General features: G+C 37.7%; 14 protein-coding genes. 9 read left to right on the top strand and 5 right to left on the bottom strand.

Features of this window, described 5'->3' with window-relative positions; genetic code table 11:
- Positions 1-1,198, top strand: a 1,198-nt coding sequence (locus tag MR041_RS09895) for a T9SS type A sorting domain-containing protein (RefSeq protein ID WP_242093452.1), incomplete at its 5' end; no start/stop codon positions are given.
- A gap of 83 nt (positions 1,199-1,281) precedes the next feature.
- Here MR041_RS09895 and MR041_RS09890 read toward each other — a convergent pair.
- Positions 1,282-2,121, bottom strand: a complete 840-nt coding sequence (locus MR041_RS09890; RefSeq protein ID WP_242093451.1) for a T9SS-dependent choice-of-anchor J family protein — start codon at positions 2,119-2,121, stop codon at positions 1,282-1,284.
- A gap of 376 nt (positions 2,122-2,497) precedes the next feature.
- The gene (locus MR041_RS09885; protein ID WP_242093450.1) at positions 2,498-4,804 is read right to left on the bottom strand and encodes a S9 family peptidase; all 2,307 of its coding nucleotides are present in this window, start codon (positions 4,802-4,804) and stop codon (positions 2,498-2,500) included.
- 235 nt (positions 4,805-5,039) lie between these two features.
- On the opposite strand from MR041_RS09885, the gene MR041_RS09880 reads away from it, so the two are divergent.
- The 3 genes from MR041_RS09880 to MR041_RS09870 all read left to right on the top strand — a co-directional run bounded on the left by MR041_RS09880 (position 5,040) and on the right by MR041_RS09870 (position 8,709).
- Entirely contained in the window at positions 5,040-6,593 is a 1,554-nt protein-coding gene (locus MR041_RS09880) for a DEAD/DEAH box helicase (protein ID WP_242093449.1), read from the top strand.
- Positions 6,594-6,676: 83 nt separating this feature from the next.
- A complete protein-coding gene (locus MR041_RS09875) occupies positions 6,677-7,594 on the top strand; it encodes an EamA family transporter (protein ID WP_242093448.1) in 918 nt (305 codons plus the stop codon).
- A 65-nt stretch (positions 7,595-7,659) separates the two neighbouring features.
- A complete protein-coding gene (locus MR041_RS09870; RefSeq protein WP_242093447.1) occupies positions 7,660-8,709 on the top strand; it encodes a glycosyltransferase family 9 protein in 1,050 nt (349 codons plus the stop codon).
- Here the strand turns inward: MR041_RS09870 and MR041_RS09865 are convergent.
- Positions 8,706-8,978, bottom strand: a complete 273-nt coding sequence (locus MR041_RS09865) for a hypothetical protein (protein ID WP_242093446.1) — start codon at positions 8,976-8,978, stop codon at positions 8,706-8,708. The two genes, MR041_RS09870 and MR041_RS09865, sit on opposite strands and share 4 nt — an antisense overlap.
- Positions 8,979-9,226: 248 nt before the next feature.
- Between MR041_RS09865 and MR041_RS09860 the strand changes: the two genes are divergently transcribed.
- From MR041_RS09860 to MR041_RS09840, 5 genes are all read left to right on the top strand, one after another.
- Positions 9,227-9,781, top strand: a complete 555-nt coding sequence (locus MR041_RS09860; RefSeq protein WP_242093445.1) for a DUF4251 domain-containing protein — start codon at positions 9,227-9,229, stop codon at positions 9,779-9,781.
- 256 nt (positions 9,782-10,037) lie between these two features.
- The gene (locus tag MR041_RS09855; protein WP_242093444.1) at positions 10,038-10,634 is read left to right on the top strand and encodes a peptidase associated/transthyretin-like domain-containing protein; all 597 of its coding nucleotides are present in this window, start codon (positions 10,038-10,040) and stop codon (positions 10,632-10,634) included.
- 175 nt (positions 10,635-10,809) lie between these two features.
- Positions 10,810-11,406: a peroxiredoxin family protein gene (locus MR041_RS09850; RefSeq protein WP_242093443.1), complete on the top strand. Its 597-nt coding sequence runs from the start codon at positions 10,810-10,812 to the stop codon at positions 11,404-11,406.
- A complete protein-coding gene (locus MR041_RS09845; RefSeq protein ID WP_242093442.1) occupies positions 11,390-11,917 on the top strand; it encodes a hypothetical protein in 528 nt (175 codons plus the stop codon). Before MR041_RS09850 ends, MR041_RS09845 begins: the two co-directional genes overlap by 17 nt.
- A 330-nt stretch (positions 11,918-12,247) precedes the next feature.
- Positions 12,248-13,408 (top strand): DUF7486 family protein, encoded by a 1,161-nt coding sequence (locus MR041_RS09840; protein ID WP_242093441.1) that lies wholly within the window; start codon positions 12,248-12,250, stop codon positions 13,406-13,408.
- Between the two features lie 1,161 nt (positions 13,409-14,569).
- Here MR041_RS09840 and MR041_RS09835 read toward each other — a convergent pair.
- The gene (locus tag MR041_RS09835; protein WP_242093440.1) at positions 14,570-14,950 is read right to left on the bottom strand and encodes a hypothetical protein; all 381 of its coding nucleotides are present in this window, start codon (positions 14,948-14,950) and stop codon (positions 14,570-14,572) included.
- A 15-nt stretch (positions 14,951-14,965) separates the two neighbouring features.
- On the bottom strand, positions 14,966-17,074 hold the full coding sequence (locus MR041_RS09830; protein ID WP_242093439.1) for an elongation factor G: 2,109 nt from the start codon (positions 17,072-17,074) through the stop codon (positions 14,966-14,968).
- Positions 17,075-17,204: the final 130 nt, after the last annotated feature.

Genomic DNA, 17,204 nt, shown 5'->3' with positions numbered 1-17,204 from the left:
ATGTGATCCACAGTTATCCAATGATGCCGGTGAGCAAATGCCAGATGCCTGTGGTGATTCCATTACAGTGACCTGGACCATTACAGATACCTGTATCGAACCAATAACAGCAAGTGCTACCTTTACAATTGTTCCTGATTTGGAAAAACCAGTAATTACCTGCCCAGAACCAATGACCATATGCATGGAAGAATTTCCAACAGAATGGGCTGGAGGATCTTGGTCTGACAACTGTGATGGAACTGGACCGTTAAGTGGTGTTAAGGATGGTGAGATGAGATATAGTGAAGATGGTTGTGCTCAGTTGCAAGATTATAAGTTTATGTATACTGATTCTTGTGGTAATTCTGCAATGAAGATTTGCACAATAACACGTGAAATTGATAAATACGATAATTGTGAGACCGCCTTTGCTATGGATATGGAAACAGCGAGTTGCTTTATTCCTTCCTTTAAGCGTTGGGGATGGACGAATCATTATGACGAAGGAGACATTTCTGAATTACCATTGTATGCAGGAGCAGCACAATGTGATGTCTCCAAAGGTGCTCTAGTCGGTAGTGTTACTGTAGATTATTCCCAAGAAGGGGAGATAACGGTAACCTATGCTATTGACAATGATGGAATAGGTATGGATTATGCCATGAGTGAAGCCCATGTCTATGTCGGTTGTGATATGTACCCTGAAAAGAACGGTACACCAACCGTTGCACCAGGACAATACACCTTTAATGCAGGTTCATTAGATCATTCAACGGGTATTTCCGTAACATTCACCAATGTAAGTGGTCCCGTTTATGTAATTGCCCACGCTGTGACCTGTGAGGAATTGTGCAGATGCAGCGACAGACCTGGTGTTGATGACGGTAACACTTATACTGTTGATCTCGGTATTGACTGCGGTGAAGGAGCCAAAGAAGCGATAACAAAAGCAGTTGACTTCTTAGCGTATCCGGTACCATTTGATCAGGAGGTAAACATTAAGTATTCCTTCGATTACGATACCGATGTGAATATAGAGGTGTTCGATATTAAAGGTGCTTTGATCAGAAGTTCTGAGAACACACAATATATTAAAGGTACTGTGGACTCCAGTAAGATCGATCTTTCAGGAACAGACAACCAAATGTTCTTTGTGAGGTTAACGACTAAGGAAGGTACGATGATTAAGAAAATAGTATCCTCCAGTCCACAATAGATTAATTAACTAAATGTGATTGAAAAGAGCCGCTTGATGCGGCTCTTTTTTCGTTTATTACTAAATGTATTATCAAAATAGATTTAATATTTCATAACTTTAAAGGTCTTAGAACTAATATCGTTTTTAACTTTAACGACATATACGCCTCTGTTTAAACTTGATAAATCAATATATTCTTTTGATTGTACAAGCGGTTTATTGAGTACACGTTTTCCTAGTAAGTTATATATTTGGATGTTCTCGAGATTATGGTTGTTTTCTATAATTAATGTACTGGAATCTTTGTTATAATAGTGTTTGAAATCAAAATCAATGAATTCTTCATTATTTAATAGAGAATTACTTATTACAACGTCATCAATGTTTAATATAAATTGTGATCCAGCAATGTTTTCATGCCTGAAAGCTATGTAAATCATATTTCCAGCTAGAGAAGAAATGTCTAAGCTTCTATTTACAAATGCGCCACTAGCACCAACTTCATCTGCAAATTCTCCTCTAGAAACAGGACTTGATTCAAAATCCGAAATTTGATTACCTGGAGAAGCATAAACCGTGTAGAATTCATGTGCAAATGAAGGGTGTTCTGCTCTTACTTTATAATTAATATAAATATTATCATTTGTGTTAAACGTGGTTAAATCTATAACATGAGAAATGATCCAATTATCCGGATCTAAGTTTCCCGAAGAAGAACTAAAAGATCGGGATGTAAGACATTTATATCCACCGTTACTAATTCCGTAATCTCTCCAATACCAGTTTTTTCCGTCACCGTCGGCGTCAATAAGGTTCCAACAAACATCAATTACATTAGCATCATCAAAAGTCTCTGTTATTGGTAATGTCTCATCACATTGCTGCGCATTTAAAGTATAATTTACAGCAATAAAATAAATTAAGAGTAGTATTCTTTTCATAATTAAGTAGGTTAAATTCAAGCGAAAACTACAAAAATTTTTACCAATAAACGTATTAAATAGTATTTTATCGATAAACTGTATGTATTTTGTAAGTATTTTTGGGCTTAAAAGTGCATTTCGTCGATTATATCAAAAAAAGAGATTATGAGTTAACACTTCTTTTTGGGGACTTAAGGCATTTTGAATACAAGAGGGGATGGGTGCATTTATTTAGTACATAATAAAAAGAGCATAACCAAGGTACTTTTAAAACACGATCTATTCGTGCCAGGTTTGTTTTTAATAATTGGGATAGATTAAATCCTAATGGAATGTAAAGAAAAAGCCATTTGATTACTCAAATGGCTTTTTCACATTAGTCACAAATCAAATACTAGTCATTTATAGGGTAGGAGATCTCCTTTTTGAGGTGTTTTGCCAAAAATCCGATCATCGCTTCATATAACTGAATGCTATTGGTTTCCTTTGCAAAGCCATGACCCTCGTCATATTTAACCATATAGGGGACATCTACACCTTTTGCACGGAGTCCTTTTACTATCTGGTCGGACTCGTTAATATTCACACGAGGATCATTAGCCCCCTGTACCACAAATAAGGGCTTCTTTATTTTATCGATATGGAATACCGGAGATACTTCCTTCATAATTTCCTTTTCCTCCGGGATGTTTTCATCATACCATATTTCCTGAGCGATCTTTTTGTAGGGCTTCCAATATTCAGGAAAGGAATTAAAAAACGTAAAGATATTGGATACACCGACGTAATCCACACCGCAGGCATATAGATCCGGGGTTTTTGTCAGCCCCCTAAGCACGGCATAGCCGCCATGGCTGCCCCCGTAGATAGCGGCATTATTTATATCCACCCATCCCTGTTCAGCTACATAATGTAATCCGTCTTCCACGTCATCCATAGCCTTTCTTCCGATCTGTTTGAATCCTGATTCTAAAAATGCCTTTCCATAGCCTCCTGAAATTCTGAAATTGACCTGCAAGGTAGCATACCCGCGACTCGCGAATAGCTGCGCTTCAGGATTGAAACCCCAGGAATCTCTTATGCCCTGTGGGCCACCGTGGGGGTTTACAATGACCGGTACCTTCTTCCCATTAATCGCTTCCTTAGGGAGGGTGATATACCCACGAATCGTTTTTCCATCACGGCTGGTAAAGGTTATAGGACGCATTTCGGCCATATCGTCTTCAATGAGATTCGGCATTAAATCGTATAAAAATTCGAAGCTATCCTTTAGGGCATCATAGGCATAGTAGGTACCGTACAACTTATCGCTTTGTAAAAATATGAGGTACTTGCTCTCATCATCTGTGACATCGGCCAGGGTATAATTGTAGTTCGGAAATCGAGAAGTAATCTTTTGATGCAGCTTTTTGTAGTAATCGCTCACCGGAACAATGACCCTTTTTTCGCCTTCATAGGAAAAATAGTCCAGCTCATAGCCTCGGTTTCTTGATAGTCTTAGGTTCGAAACATCATAATCGTCATTCCAGAACAACTTCTCAATGACCTTATCTTCCTTAAGGTCGTATAACAGAATCTGGGCCTTATCACTCTCTAAATTCGATACCACATAGGCATCATGCGGATTTTCTGTGGCATAATTAAAACTCAAGGCATTAAACGTATCTCTCCAACTCAGTTCTTTATTGATTTCGTAGTTTTTGCCATCTATAGTGTAATAAAAATCGATATTCACCCCATCTCTGATCTTGGCAAATCCCCTGAGGTTTCCATCTTTATCGAACAAATAGGTGTTTATTGGATTGGCCACATCCTCATTCTTATACAGCTGAACGAGCTCGCCGGTAACGATATTGATTTTGTAAGGTTCGAAAATCTGCGGATTTGTTTTGTTCATGGATATGATCATATGATCCTTATCCTCTTTTAATCCTTCCAGTATATTTACTTTCACGCCCTCAAAAGGTGTGAGTTCTTTTTGGTTGGAACCATCAATATTAACTGCAAATAAATGATAGTCTTCATTACCGCCTTTATCCATAACATACACCAAACGGTTATCATTTGCCCATCCGAATCCCCTGATGAGTTCTTCCTTTTCCTCTATAACCCGAGTGACTTCATTGGTTTCAAGATGTTTTACATAAACATGGTTTTTGGTGTTTTCATCTTTCTCTCTGTAAGACAGATACTCACCATTCGGTGAAAAGCTGAAGGATCTTGCCTTGGGTCTGGAAAAATAATCCTTTACGCTGTATTTATAGTCCCCGGAATCCAGGTTGGCCAGCGCCTCCAGTTCGTCTTCCGTGCTCGGTAGACTGGTGTCGCCAGGTAAGGTTTTAATCGTTTTTGTCAGGATTAGTGGAAGTTCCATTCCACTTTGATAAAAGGTCCCTTCCAATTGATTTTCTTTCAGTGTACCAACATATTTAATACCGGCCTGGCTAAATTTTATGGTCACGGTATTGTCTACAAAGGTGGTTTCATCCATTTGAATCCCTGTTGCACCTTGCGATGGACTGTCCATAGTAGATGCATACGCATCCTCTTCCTGGCTAATATTAAACACTAAAGGGATCTCCGTTCCCTGTACTGATAACTTACCTTCCCAGGCACCAACCAGGTCCTGTGCGCTTAATTGAAATCCGGTACTTATAAAAAATACAAGTGCACCAAAAATGTTTGTAACTGCTTTGTTCATTGTGTATCGATTTAATTATATGAGTGATTTAAAATGTCTTTTCAGAATGTAAAAGTTTAGGTATTAGATGCCTGGTTGCCCATTTTGTTACACAAAATCTTAGTTTTTTTCAGAATGTATGATGCCTTGCACACGTTGTAAAAGTCGTCATTGTTAATATCCATTAATAATTTTAGAGACAATCATATACCATAAACTCCATAAAGATGTTATTTTTGCGCATTACAATATTTTTATGGGTGTTTCAACATTAGAATTAGAAGAACGTAAAACCGGCAAGGACTTATACAGCTATCAAAAAGGTGCCATAAATAAGATTTTCAAGGCCTTCGAAGAATCTCCGGAAGATTACCATCTTTTATATCAATTACCAACAGGAGGAGGGAAGACGGTTATATTTTCTGAGATTGTACGGCAGTATCTCAAACACCATGACAAAAAGGTCCTGGTGATGACACACCGCATAGAACTTTGTAAGCAAACCTCGAAAATGCTTACCGAGTTTAGTGTGGTGAACAAGGTGGTGGACAGCAAGGCGGATTTGAGTGACCAGGGGGAGTACAGTTGTTTTGTTGCCATGGTGGAAACCCTGAACAACCGTCTGAACGATGACAAACTGGACATTTCGGATATTGGACTGGTTATCATTGATGAAGCCCATTACAATTCGTTTACCAAACTCTTTAAGTTTTTCAGTAAGTCCTTTATTTTAGGTGTTACGGCAACACCGCTCAGTTCGAGCATTGAATTGCCCATGACCGACAATTACAACGAACTTATTGTAGGGGAAAGCATTGAGTCCTTAATACAGAATGGCTTCCTTGCCCGTGCGGAAATGTATTCCTACAATGTGGGACTGACTTCTCTAATTGTGGGCGCCAATGGCGATTATACCGTTAAATCATCAGAAGACCTCTACACGGCCGATGATATGCTTTCGAAACTCCTTTATGTCTATGAGGAGCGCTCCAAGGGAAAAAAGACCTTGATTTTCAACAATGGTATCAACACCTCATTGCATGTTTATGAGACCTTTAGACGGGCAGGGTACAACATTGCGCATTTAGACAATACCAATACCAAAAAGGAGCGCGCCATGATTTTAAAATGGTTTAAAAATACGCCTGATGCCATTTTAACCTCTGTAAGTATTTTGACCACAGGATTTGATGAGCCCACGGTCGAAAGTATCATCCTGAATCGGGCAACCAAATCCCTGACCCTCTACTATCAGATGATTGGTCGTGGTTCGCGAGTGCTAAAAAATAAAAACACCTTTACTGTTGTCGATCTGGGAAATAATTTTCATCGTTTTGGTCCCTGGGGCGATAATTTGGACTGGCAGCGCATTTTTAAATCTCCAAATTATTATCTGGACTCCCTGTTAAGCGATGAAGAACTGGAAAGTAATTTCAAATATGAGATGCCTGAGGAACTGCGTGCCGAGTTTTCAAATTCTGAAGAGGTGTATCTCGATATCCAACAGACCTACGTGGATTGTATCAGGCAAGGTAAATCTTCGAAAGCGGTTTTGGAGCAATCCATAAAACAACATGCCACAATATGCATCGAGAATAGTGAGGATGTCTATGATGCCATTATGCTGGCCAAAAAACTTGGTGACGATATTGATTTCAGAATTAATCGCTACACGAAATGCATTAGTAAAAGTACCTTTAATTTCGTTGAATGGCTTAAAGGCGATTATCGGAAAAAGTTAAATGCCTACATTCGTTTAAATTTTGATGTGCTTTTCGAACGCATACATGGATATGCTCCCGAGGAATAGTACCTCGGCATAATAAGGGTATTGAAAATAAATGTACATTTGCCAAATCTTAATCCTTTTTCAAGACATTTTATTTTTCTTATATGGCCGTTTCCCGTAAAAGCATTACCATCATACTTGCATTTTTTGCGATTTATGTTATCTGGGGATCTACCTATTTATTAAATAAAATAGCCGTAAGTGAATTACCTCCCTTTAAATTGGCCTCCATACGATTTCTTGTTTCCAGTATCTTTATTTTTATCATTGCCAAAGTGCTAAAGGTGAGTATTGCAATTACCAAGAGACAATTGAAAAATGCGATCATTGCCGGTTTTCTATTTTTAACCTTTGGCAATGGGGTAGTGGTGTGGGCACTCAAATATGTAGACAGTGGATTCGCCGCATTGGAAATATCGGCACAGCCTTTAGTTGTCCTTATATTAATGTGGCTGTTGCAGGGCAAGAAGATATCCATAATGTCTTACATAGGCGTGGTTTTAGGTTTTATTGGTATTTATCTCCTGGTGAGTCAAAAAGAACTGATTAGCCAAGAGAATCAAATCATCGGTATGATTATGATTTTTGTTTGTATGGTAAGTTGGGCCTATGGCAGTTTGTTTGTTGGTAGGGCAGACATGCCCTCAAATTATTTTGTGAATACCGGATATCAAATGCTAAGCGGAGGTATTATGCTAGCCATTACGAGTCTGTGTTTTGGTGAAACCTGGTCATTACCATCCTCCTGGAGCTCTGATGTACAATGGTCTATGCTATTACTTATTTTATTTGGAAGCATTATCGCATTTACGGCATTCAATTACCTGTTGAAGGAGGTCTCTCCGGAGAAAGTAGCCACAAACACCTATGTAAACCCTATTATCGCACTTATCCTGGGATGGTGGGTCCTGGATGAGAAAATAACCCTGCAGTCCGTTATAGCTGCTATTATTTTGCTTACCGGGGTCTACTTCATTAATTCCAAAAGGGTGATTACAAAACCTCGTATTATCGGTCGATAAAATCAAAGATAAACAACCGTTTTTTCTACCATTTATTTGTAATTTGCGCCCGTTTAAGCATTACCATGAAAGTACCCAGAAGTATCAATGAAATCCGCAGAAAGGTCATGCACAGCATCACCAGAAATGTAGGTCGTTCTTACAAAGAACCAGTTTATGGTTCACTAAAGGTTGAAGATATCAAGAGGGTGTTGATTGTGAGACCAAATCACCGTTTAGGGAATCAATTGCTGTTAACACCAATCGTTCAGGAAGTCATTGATACCTTTCCAGGCTGCCAGATTGATCTGTTTGTAAAAGGAGGGGTAGCCCATGCGGTTTTTCAGAATTACACACAGATCAGGCATATCATGCAGCTTCCCAAAAAGCCGTTTAATAATTTAATCTCCTATATAGCACAATGGTTCAAGCTTACGAGAAGACGCTATGACCTGGTTATTAATGCGGACAGAAACTCATCTTCAGGTCGGCTTCTGACAAAAATTAGTAAGGCCTCTTTTAAGGTTTTCGGAGAAGTATATGAGGCTATTGAAAAAACCTATACGGATTACCATCATATCTCAAAATACCCGGTATACAACTTAAGATATTATCTGCATCAGATTGGACACCGGGAAAACACCGGGAAACTACCACTTTTAAACATCAAATTGAACAGGGAAGAATTATCTGCTGGGAAATCCATTTTAGACCGTATTGTTAACAATGAAAATCCAACCATATGCATTTATACAAATGCAACCGGTGATAAATGCTATTCCGAATCCTGGTGGCATTCCTTCTATGAACGACTGCTCACAGACTTTCCAGACCATAATGTTATCGAAATGTTACCCATTGAAAATAGCTCTAAAATTAATTTTCGGGCGCCACATTTTTATAGTAAGGACATAAGGGAAATGGGTGCTATCATTGCCAATACCTCAATCTTTATAGCTGCAGATAATGGCGTGATGCATTTGGCCAGTGCTGCTTTAACACCGACCATTGGATTCTTCTCAGTAACCAATCCATTGGTTTATGCACCGTATGGCAATGGGAGCCTGGCTTTCGATACCAATAAAACGGCCATGGATGAATGGATGGACGCGATAAGTAAGATTTTAAAGCCTTAGGCGCTTTTCTTATTCTGAAAGGTTATGTTGTTTTTGATGTGGAGCAGGTGATTGACAACCGCAGCCAGTTCAAACTGTAGGTATTTTTTATTTTTTTTACTCAGGCTGCTAATCTCATGCGCATATAAAATGGCATTACCTTTTTTAATGGAAATAAAAAACCGATCCTCATCGGCATTTAATTGCACACAACTTCTGTAATTGCTCTCAAGCAATAACCAAAAGGACAAACTGTTAATCTGATTAAATAAGGAAAAATGAGTATCCATAATAAATAGGTTTTAAAGATTTGGTATTCTAAAACTAGATAAGCGCCTTTTTGAAAGCAAAATTTATTGACAGGTGACGCATTATTTCGGTAAATTGTTGGTAGAATACACTTTATCTATAAAATATGTATTTGATGGATGAGTTAATTTATCGTTCTTGGACACTTTATTAGAGGGTATAGAAGTATGATTTTAAGCTCTAATTTTGTAAATTAGTGAAAACTAATGTATTATATATAATAAGTGTCATGAAAGCCCTTAAGCTCATAACTTTTCTATCTATTTTTTTAATTGTCTCCTGCGGCTCTAAAAAATCAGTTGCTACAGTGGAGGAACTCAAAGTTTTGGAGTCGATAGTGCAATCCAAAGCCTACGAAATTGACTCCGACATGGCCTATCCTCAGGTTACAAATGCCGTACAACAAGTCTTTAATTCAGGCCTGATGCAGCCCGGTAATACGCCAGGTAACATAAATTTGATAGGCAATCCCAATTATCTTCGCATTCATAACGACAGTGTTTATTCCTATTTACCTTATTTTGGTGAACGTCAAATGCGCGGTGGATATGATGCTGGTGATGGTGCCATAGAGCTAAAAAGCCTGATGAAAGATTATCAGGTGAACCAAAAAAAGGATGGCAGCTATCGCATCAGTTTTACTGCCGAAGGAAATCAAGAGTCTTTTCAGGTCTATATCAACATCTTTCCAAGTTTAAAATCCACAATGTCGGTAAATGGTGTTTACCGTTTTCCCATACAGTACAGTGGCATGGTAAAACCAAAAGAAGATAAGGACCTTTAAGATACACTCTTTAGTCCTGACCTAACACATAAATAGGACCATAATTAAAATTAGGGACTAGTTTAAAAACCTATTTATCCGATGAACGAAACGGCTTGTTTCTGCGCTCCGCTTTAATTTGTTCATTTCATCGTGTATTTCATGAGTTCATATGATTTTTTGTGTATTAACCTATTGTATTATATAGTTTTAAGGAAGAATACAATATGTATAAACCATGAAAAATCTATCTGCCCTAATTTGTTTTACATGTTTTTTGAGTGTTCAATTCTTGTTTCCACAAGAGGCTTCAATAAACGATAAAAATCGGAGTCCACTTTATGATTATTCCGAAATTCATCTGAACAGCACCGATACGATTCCGAGTTTTGAAACTCAGGAAAATAAGTTAAAAATTACCGGGACCATTTATTACAGTGACGGAATTACCCCTGCAAAAGATGTCATTTTATATATTTACCAACCGAATGCCGATGGCGATTTTATTACCCTTAAGACAAATGGGAAAAAATACATTGAGCATAGGGCATGGGTAAAAACCAATGCCGAAGGTCAGTATACGATTTATACCTTCATCCCAGGTGCACCTTATGAACCGCTTACTTATCCTCGCAGACGCGGTATGAAGCAAATTCTTCCCGTTATCAAGGTACCGGGGCAACCGGAATACGATTTCGATGCCTTCATCTTTGATGATGATACGGCAATATCAGAACGCTGTAGAAAAAAACTGGAGCGTATCAACTATAAGGGTATGCTTAGCCTTAAGAAAATAGGGGATATGCACGTTGCAGTTAAAGATATTGTACTAAAAGAAGAAAACCCTTCGAATACGGTGGTGGCATCACTGTAACACCTTATTTAAAAACTCACTATAATTCGTAGAATGAAGAACGAAATATCATAATATTACGATAATTCGTTACTAAATTCGCCATTAGTTTATATTTAAACTACTGATATTCTGTTTATTACATATTTGGCACGCCCTTGGAGTTAGAAATTAGGTCATCCTAATTTATCGACTCATGAAAGCATATGTAAACTTTAAACGTATTTCCCTTCAGATTCTAAGCCTGTCTTTATGTGTGTTAAGCGTATTATCCTGTAAGGAAAAGAACAACAATCTCACACTGGTTTCGGATACGCCTTTTGAGCGGAATCTTATAAAAGCTCCTGATTTCAAGCTCATGTCTATTGAAGACGAATTAATTAGTCTAGGCGACTACAGTGGCAGAGTATTGGTGATTCATATCGCAACAACCTGGTGTCCATACTGTAATGCTGAAGCCCCGCATTTGGAACAATTATATAAGGACTACAAAGACAAGGGCGTGGGTGTTTTAATTATTGATGTAAAAGAATCGAAGAAATTAATAATAGACAAATTGGTAAAACCACACGCCTTGAGCTTTCCGGTAGTATTGGATACGGATGGAGCAGTAGCGGGCAGTTTTGCACCCCATGATGTTCTGCCTGAATTGGCGCGAGACGAAATTATGTTAGCCTCGAACATCATTATAGATCAGCAGGGTCAGATACAATTTATGAGTTTGCTGGATACAAAGAATTTTGATTCCAAACTCATACATGTTAAACAGAAACTCGATGAATTACTTCGTTAAAAATTGTATCGCAGTTGTTTTAGTGCTCTTCATATTAAGCTGTGGCACAGAGTATAAGAAACCTGAAGAAGCGCAAAGACAGCGGCCGATAAGCAATTCGAAACTCAAACAGTTTGTCAACTGTAATGGGAGCAGTATTGTAGCCAGGCATGATAGGGGACTGGAACTCAAGTTTTCATTTACAATAGACTCGGGGTACCATATTCAGCCAGATAATGTTGCCGATGAGAACTTCATCAAGACCAATTTCAAGCTCAAATCATCGCCGGAATTCACTGTGATATCATATGTATATAAGTATGAGCCCAAACCGTGGCACCTTGATCACTATGGTGAATTCATGGTGATTTCAAATGATTTTTCAATACAACTTAACATAGCGTTTACCAAGGCCAACAGATTCGATATAGCACCATTCTTGGAAGGCGAATTAGTTTATCAGGCCTGTGATGCAACAAAATGTTTTTTTCCAAGGACTTTAGCGGTGCGATGGGATACAAAAATGAATTAAGTCTCATAATTACGAGAAGTAGAGATGTTTGTCGTTACCCGTGATTCCGAGAACTCGGGGTATTAGCGATAGGAAGTCGTATGATACCTATTCTATAGACCGAATCATTAAATGACGCACTGAACACCAATAACACTCAGCCTTGTAGCCATCTTTTACAACCAAAAAATAGATCGCGTATTGAGCCGGGTGAATGCCAATGCGTTTGTTTCATGAGGGCTTCTATAATGTATTCACAGACGAAACCTGTGATCTCTTTTACATGACGAATGTCATGAAAAATAATATCCTCCTTTTTTAACTTTAGGTAATTTTAAAGTTACTGTAACAATGAAAACTTCAACCCATTTTTTTATTAAAACAACAATCCATAATTTGTTTATTCTTGGCTTTATGTTTTTAATAGTGGCCTGTAACAATGCCCCATCAAAAGAAAAAACAAGTAAGGAAGATACTTCGGAAGATGTTGTAAAATTTGAGACTATTTATTGGAATGTGAAAGCCATCCAACCAAACGGACAGACATTGGATATTAAAATGATCGATAATGCCGGAGATGGTTACGATGTTAAGGCCATTCAAGACTCCGATCAGGATAACCTGATGGACGTCAAAGCTTTTGTAAACGGTGATATCTTACCGGTGAAGATATTGGTGAGTAAAAATCAGTTTACGCCTGTTGTGGCCATTACCGAAACAGGAACGGCCTACAAGCTGAAAGCTGTAACTCCGGAAGGAGAGGATCTGGAAATAATTGGCGTAGCGAGATATGATAATATTGTCATTGTGAAAGCCCTGACCAAAAAAGGTAAGTTCTATGGGGTTAAGGCCATTGCACCAACGGGAGAACTTAATGATATAAAAGGCATAAAAATTAATTCCCAGGAAAGAGAGATGACTTTAAGGAGCCATAGCATCTTTGCACATGTTAAGGCGATGCATCCGTCTGAAAATGAAGATAATTTTAAACTGCCTAAAAAAAATGTAGAGATAGGGCCATATCAGAGCGATTTTGAACGGATTGCATGGCGTATACAGGCGATAACGCCCGAGGGTAAAAATCTGAATGTAAAAGCTATTGATGCGGCTGGCAACACTTTTGATGTCCTGGCAACCCAGGATTCGAAAGAACATAGTTTCCTGAACATTAAAGCGTTTGTGGATGGAGCAGAGTTACCCGTAAAAATAATGCAAAAATCAGCAGAGGATAAATATGCTCCAATTAAGGCTATTGGAAAGGATGGTACGATTTACGACGTTAAGGCCTTAACAGAAGACCAGACAAAGCTGGACGTCAAAGGTATCAGCAGGTCGGGTAATATCATCCATGTTAAAGCGGTTAACGAAAACGGCGATCTATATGGTGTCAAAGCCTTTGCTCCGGATGGCAAACTCAATGCCGTAAAAGGGATTAAGATTTTTGACAGGGCAGTGGAAATGAAAATACAGGGACACCCGGTTTATGCGCATTTAAAGGCTATTAATCAATAAATAGTACATACTGAATTACCAGAGGTTTCTGAACCTATCACACCAAACAAAAATTGTGTTAATTACAATACCTGCCTGCCTGATGCAGGCAGGTATTTAAGTCCTACGATATTTTATATACAAATAGAAGAGCAACTTGCATATTATTAATAGTTGCGTCTGTAAAACTTTTATCACGATCTGATATTCACAATTTCTTTTTACATAATATCTATCGATATAGCGCTAAAGCCACTATATCTGATATTATGATAAAATAGCGAAGCTATATGTAATACGATTATAGCTGATTTTATGTACAAACAGAGACGAGATTCACAAATAATGAATAGATGCGTTTATAAAACTTTAATAACCATCTGAGATTCACAATTTACTTTTACATAATATCGACCGATATAGCGCTAAAGCTGCTATATCTGATATTATGGTAAAATAGCGAAACTATACGTATTACGATTGTAGTTTGATTTTATATACAAATAGAAGAGCAATTTGTACAGTATGAATAGATGCGTTTATAAAACTTTAATAACCATCTGAGATTCACAATTTACTTTTACATAATATCGACCGATATAGCGCTAAAGCTGCTATATCTGATATTATGGTAAAATAGCGAAGCTATACGTAAATTGTTTAATAAGGGAATTATAATTTATATTATGTAAAATAGAAAATACTATTATAAGGCGACGACCTTATGTGCTCCACTCCTACAGATTCCGGAACTATTTCTCAGATTCATCTGATTTTTTATATTTTAAATCTCCGTTACCTTTCAATTTAAAAGATTTATAGTCCTCCTTACTGTACGACATAAAATTAGACGATCGTCTGTATGCATCCTGAAAATCAGCGTGCTTCTTTTTGCGGGATGTGATGTTCTTGGTTTCCATTGACACGATTTACACAAAATTTTTAGATTAATTTTCGAAAATTTGAAGCAGGCCCTATTGGTAAATTCTATATAAATATAATATTTATTATTAAACGGTCAATCAAATATTTGATCTTACATGCACTATAAAATAAAAAAAAGGTCTATAAAGACCTTTTTTAATGGATTATACATCCGTTCTAGTTCATTGACTGACCAATGGTTTAAACTACCTGTTTTAAATTGTATTTAACACATTATAAGATAGTTAAACACACTAATTAAAGATATTGTCTGAAGAAATCCATCATTTCCTCTTTCAAATCATAATGCAATTTGATATAAGTACGCATATCGTCTTTAAGCATGTTCTGTTCTCCTTGTAAACGACCATCAATGTTTTCATTATAATCTGCCTTGTAAATATTGGCTAATTTATTTCTGCAGCGATGCTTTAATTTTGAAATCGCCGCTTTTTCAATCATGATTCTATTTTGGAAATTTTCAATCATTATGGTTGCTCTTTTGTCATATTCACGGCTTGCAATTTCTTCTAATTTTTCTTCAAACGTATCCATTTCATCAAAATGAAAACGCAGTTCTCTCTTCCAGGTGTCCAAATTAAATTTGAGGTCACTTAAATAATTTGCTTTAACTATCATGCTTTTACTTTTTAATTACACTTCTGCTTTTACTAATTGTTGTTGTATATTACTCGGTACCAATTGGTACGACGAAAATTTCGAACTAAAGGTTGCCTTTCCCTGGGTCAACGACCTTAAATCGGTTGAATACCCATATAATTCAGCGGCAGGAATGGTACATTTCAAAATTTGATATTTATCAAGATTATCAAAGCCCTGAATTATAGAACGTCTGGATTGCAGGTCGGTCATGACATTACCAACCATATCTTCCGGTACCTTCACCGTTAACTCATTAGTCGGTTCCAGCAATTTCGGATTGGCATTTAAAAAGGCTTCCTTAAAGGCATGAGCCCCAGCTATTTTAAAAGAAATGTCGTTAGAATCAACCGGATGCATCTTGCCATCATAAACCATTACGCGAACATCCCTGATGTAAGACCCAGTCAGCGGTCCTTCCTCCATAACTTCCATAATACCTTTCATGATGGAGGGCAAATAACGTAAATCAATGACACCTCCAACAATACAGTTGTAAAACACCAGCTTACCTCCCCAGGGTAAATCCACTTCTTCTTTACCCCTGATATTAAATCCTTCAGGCTCCGGCATACCCTCATACCAGGGTTCTATTTTAAGATGTACCTGCGCAAACTGACCCGATCCCCCCGACTGTTTCTTGTGTCGATAATTCGCTGTTGAAGAACGCTGAATGGTTTCTCTATATTTAATTTTTGGTTTGTTATAGGTAACACTTATTTTATTTTCGTTTTTGAGCATCCAATCAATAATGGCAAGATGGAGTTCGCCCTGACACCCCAGTAATAGTTCCTTAGATTCCTTCGAATAGCTTATTACAACAGTAGGGTCCTGCTTGTGGATACGTCTCAATACTTCGCTGAGCTTTTCATCATCTGCTTTGTTCTCAACCAAAACAGCTTTATGAATCCTAGGATCGGGGTACTGAATTGGTTTTACCGTTATTGGTTTATTTCCACTGTATAAGGTATCCGTTGTTTCAGTGGATTTCAACTTCAAAGTAGCGCCTATATCACCAACGGTTAATTTGTCTACAGGATGACGGTTTTTTCCATCCATAATAAATAACTGGTTAATAACCTCAGTCTCCCCTGTTCTGGAATTGGTCAATTTGTCATTGACATTAATTTCACCGGATTTAACCTTAAAAAAGGTAATTTGTCCCAAATTGGATTGGTACAATGTTTTAAATACAAATAGCGCAGTTGGAGCATCCACAGAAGGCACAATCTCATCCCCTTCCAGACTTTGTTGAGGCTTTAAATCGGCCGCAGCAGGGGCCACATTATCTATAAAACCCATAAGACGACCACTACCCATATCCTTCAAGGCAGAAACACAGAATACCGGAAATAAGTCATGGTTCAGCATCCCAATTTTTATGCCCTGGCGCATTTCGTCCTCACTCAATGTACCTTTGTCAAAATACAATTCCATAAGCTCCTCATCGTTCTCAGCAGCCTTTTCTACAAGTTCGTTATGCAGGGCCTCTGCTCTCTCTTTTTCATGATCCGGTATGGCTAATTTTTCAGGCTTCCCTCCTTCAGGACCAAATTTGTAGCACTTCATTTTTAAAACATCAATAATGCATTGTGCTCCGTCCAATTTTATAGGGTACTGGATTTGAACCGCGTTATTGCCCACCAGGGTTTTAATACTTTTGTAAGCATCGTCGAAATGACAATCCGGATGATCAATCTGGTTTATAATAAATAAGGTTGGCTTGTTATATTTATCGGAGTAATTCCAGATAATTTCAGTGCCAACCTCTACGCCTTGCCTACCGTTTATAACGGTGGCAATCGTGTCTCCCACCCTGATGGATGAAATAATTTCACCTATAAAATCGTCCAAACCGGGCGTATCTATAATATTGATCTTATAATTTCGCCATTCCGTATGTATTGGTGTTGCAAATACTGAAGCTTGACGCTCATGCTCTACCTCGTGATAATCAGATACCGTATTTTTATCCTCAATAGTTCCGCGTCTGTTTATCAGACCTGCCTCAAATAACATGGTTTCACATAACGCGGTCTTTCCACTGTTATGTGCACCAACAAAGACCACATTCTTTATGTGCTTATCGTCAAATATTTTCATAGTATGTACATTGTTTAGTTTGACATAAAACTACTAGCTTTTAAAGCGATAAAAAATGACCTAAGTCATTTCTAAAAAAGATAATATTTATATACTGTTAGTACCGCACTTCGTCAATTGTAGGCATACA

The organism is Aestuariivivens sediminicola (assembly GCF_022662015.1).
GTDB lineage: Bacteria > Bacteroidota > Bacteroidia > Flavobacteriales > Flavobacteriaceae > Aestuariivivens > Aestuariivivens sediminicola.
Note: the sequence above shows the minus strand (reverse complement) of the source record. Positions and strands in the feature narration are given on the sequence as shown.

Excerpts from the sequence above, each read along its gene's own strand:
- MR041_RS09845 (WP_242093442.1), top strand. The coding sequence starts at position 11,390 with ATGAATTACTTCGTTAAAAATTGTATCGCAGTTGTTTTAGTGCTCTTC.
- MR041_RS09885 (WP_242093450.1), bottom strand. The coding sequence starts at position 4,804 with ATGAACAAAGCAGTTACAAACATTTTTGGTGCACTTGTATTTTTTATA.
- MR041_RS09830 (WP_242093439.1), bottom strand. The coding sequence starts at position 17,074 with ATGAAAATATTTGACGATAAGCACATAAAGAATGTGGTCTTTGTTGGT.
- MR041_RS09865 (WP_242093446.1), bottom strand. The coding sequence starts at position 8,978 with ATGGATACTCATTTTTCCTTATTTAATCAGATTAACAGTTTGTCCTTT.
- MR041_RS09880 (WP_242093449.1), top strand. The coding sequence starts at position 5,040 with ATGGGTGTTTCAACATTAGAATTAGAAGAACGTAAAACCGGCAAGGAC.
- MR041_RS09890 (WP_242093451.1), bottom strand. The coding sequence starts at position 2,121 with ATGAAAAGAATACTACTCTTAATTTATTTTATTGCTGTAAATTATACT.
- MR041_RS09860 (WP_242093445.1), top strand. The coding sequence starts at position 9,227 with ATGAAAGCCCTTAAGCTCATAACTTTTCTATCTATTTTTTTAATTGTC.
- MR041_RS09840 (WP_242093441.1), top strand. The coding sequence starts at position 12,248 with ATGAAAACTTCAACCCATTTTTTTATTAAAACAACAATCCATAATTTG.
- MR041_RS09850 (WP_242093443.1), top strand. The coding sequence starts at position 10,810 with ATGAAAGCATATGTAAACTTTAAACGTATTTCCCTTCAGATTCTAAGC.
- MR041_RS09875 (WP_242093448.1), top strand. The coding sequence starts at position 6,677 with ATGGCCGTTTCCCGTAAAAGCATTACCATCATACTTGCATTTTTTGCG.
- MR041_RS09870 (WP_242093447.1), top strand. The coding sequence starts at position 7,660 with ATGAAAGTACCCAGAAGTATCAATGAAATCCGCAGAAAGGTCATGCAC.
- MR041_RS09835 (WP_242093440.1), bottom strand. The coding sequence starts at position 14,950 with ATGATAGTTAAAGCAAATTATTTAAGTGACCTCAAATTTAATTTGGAC.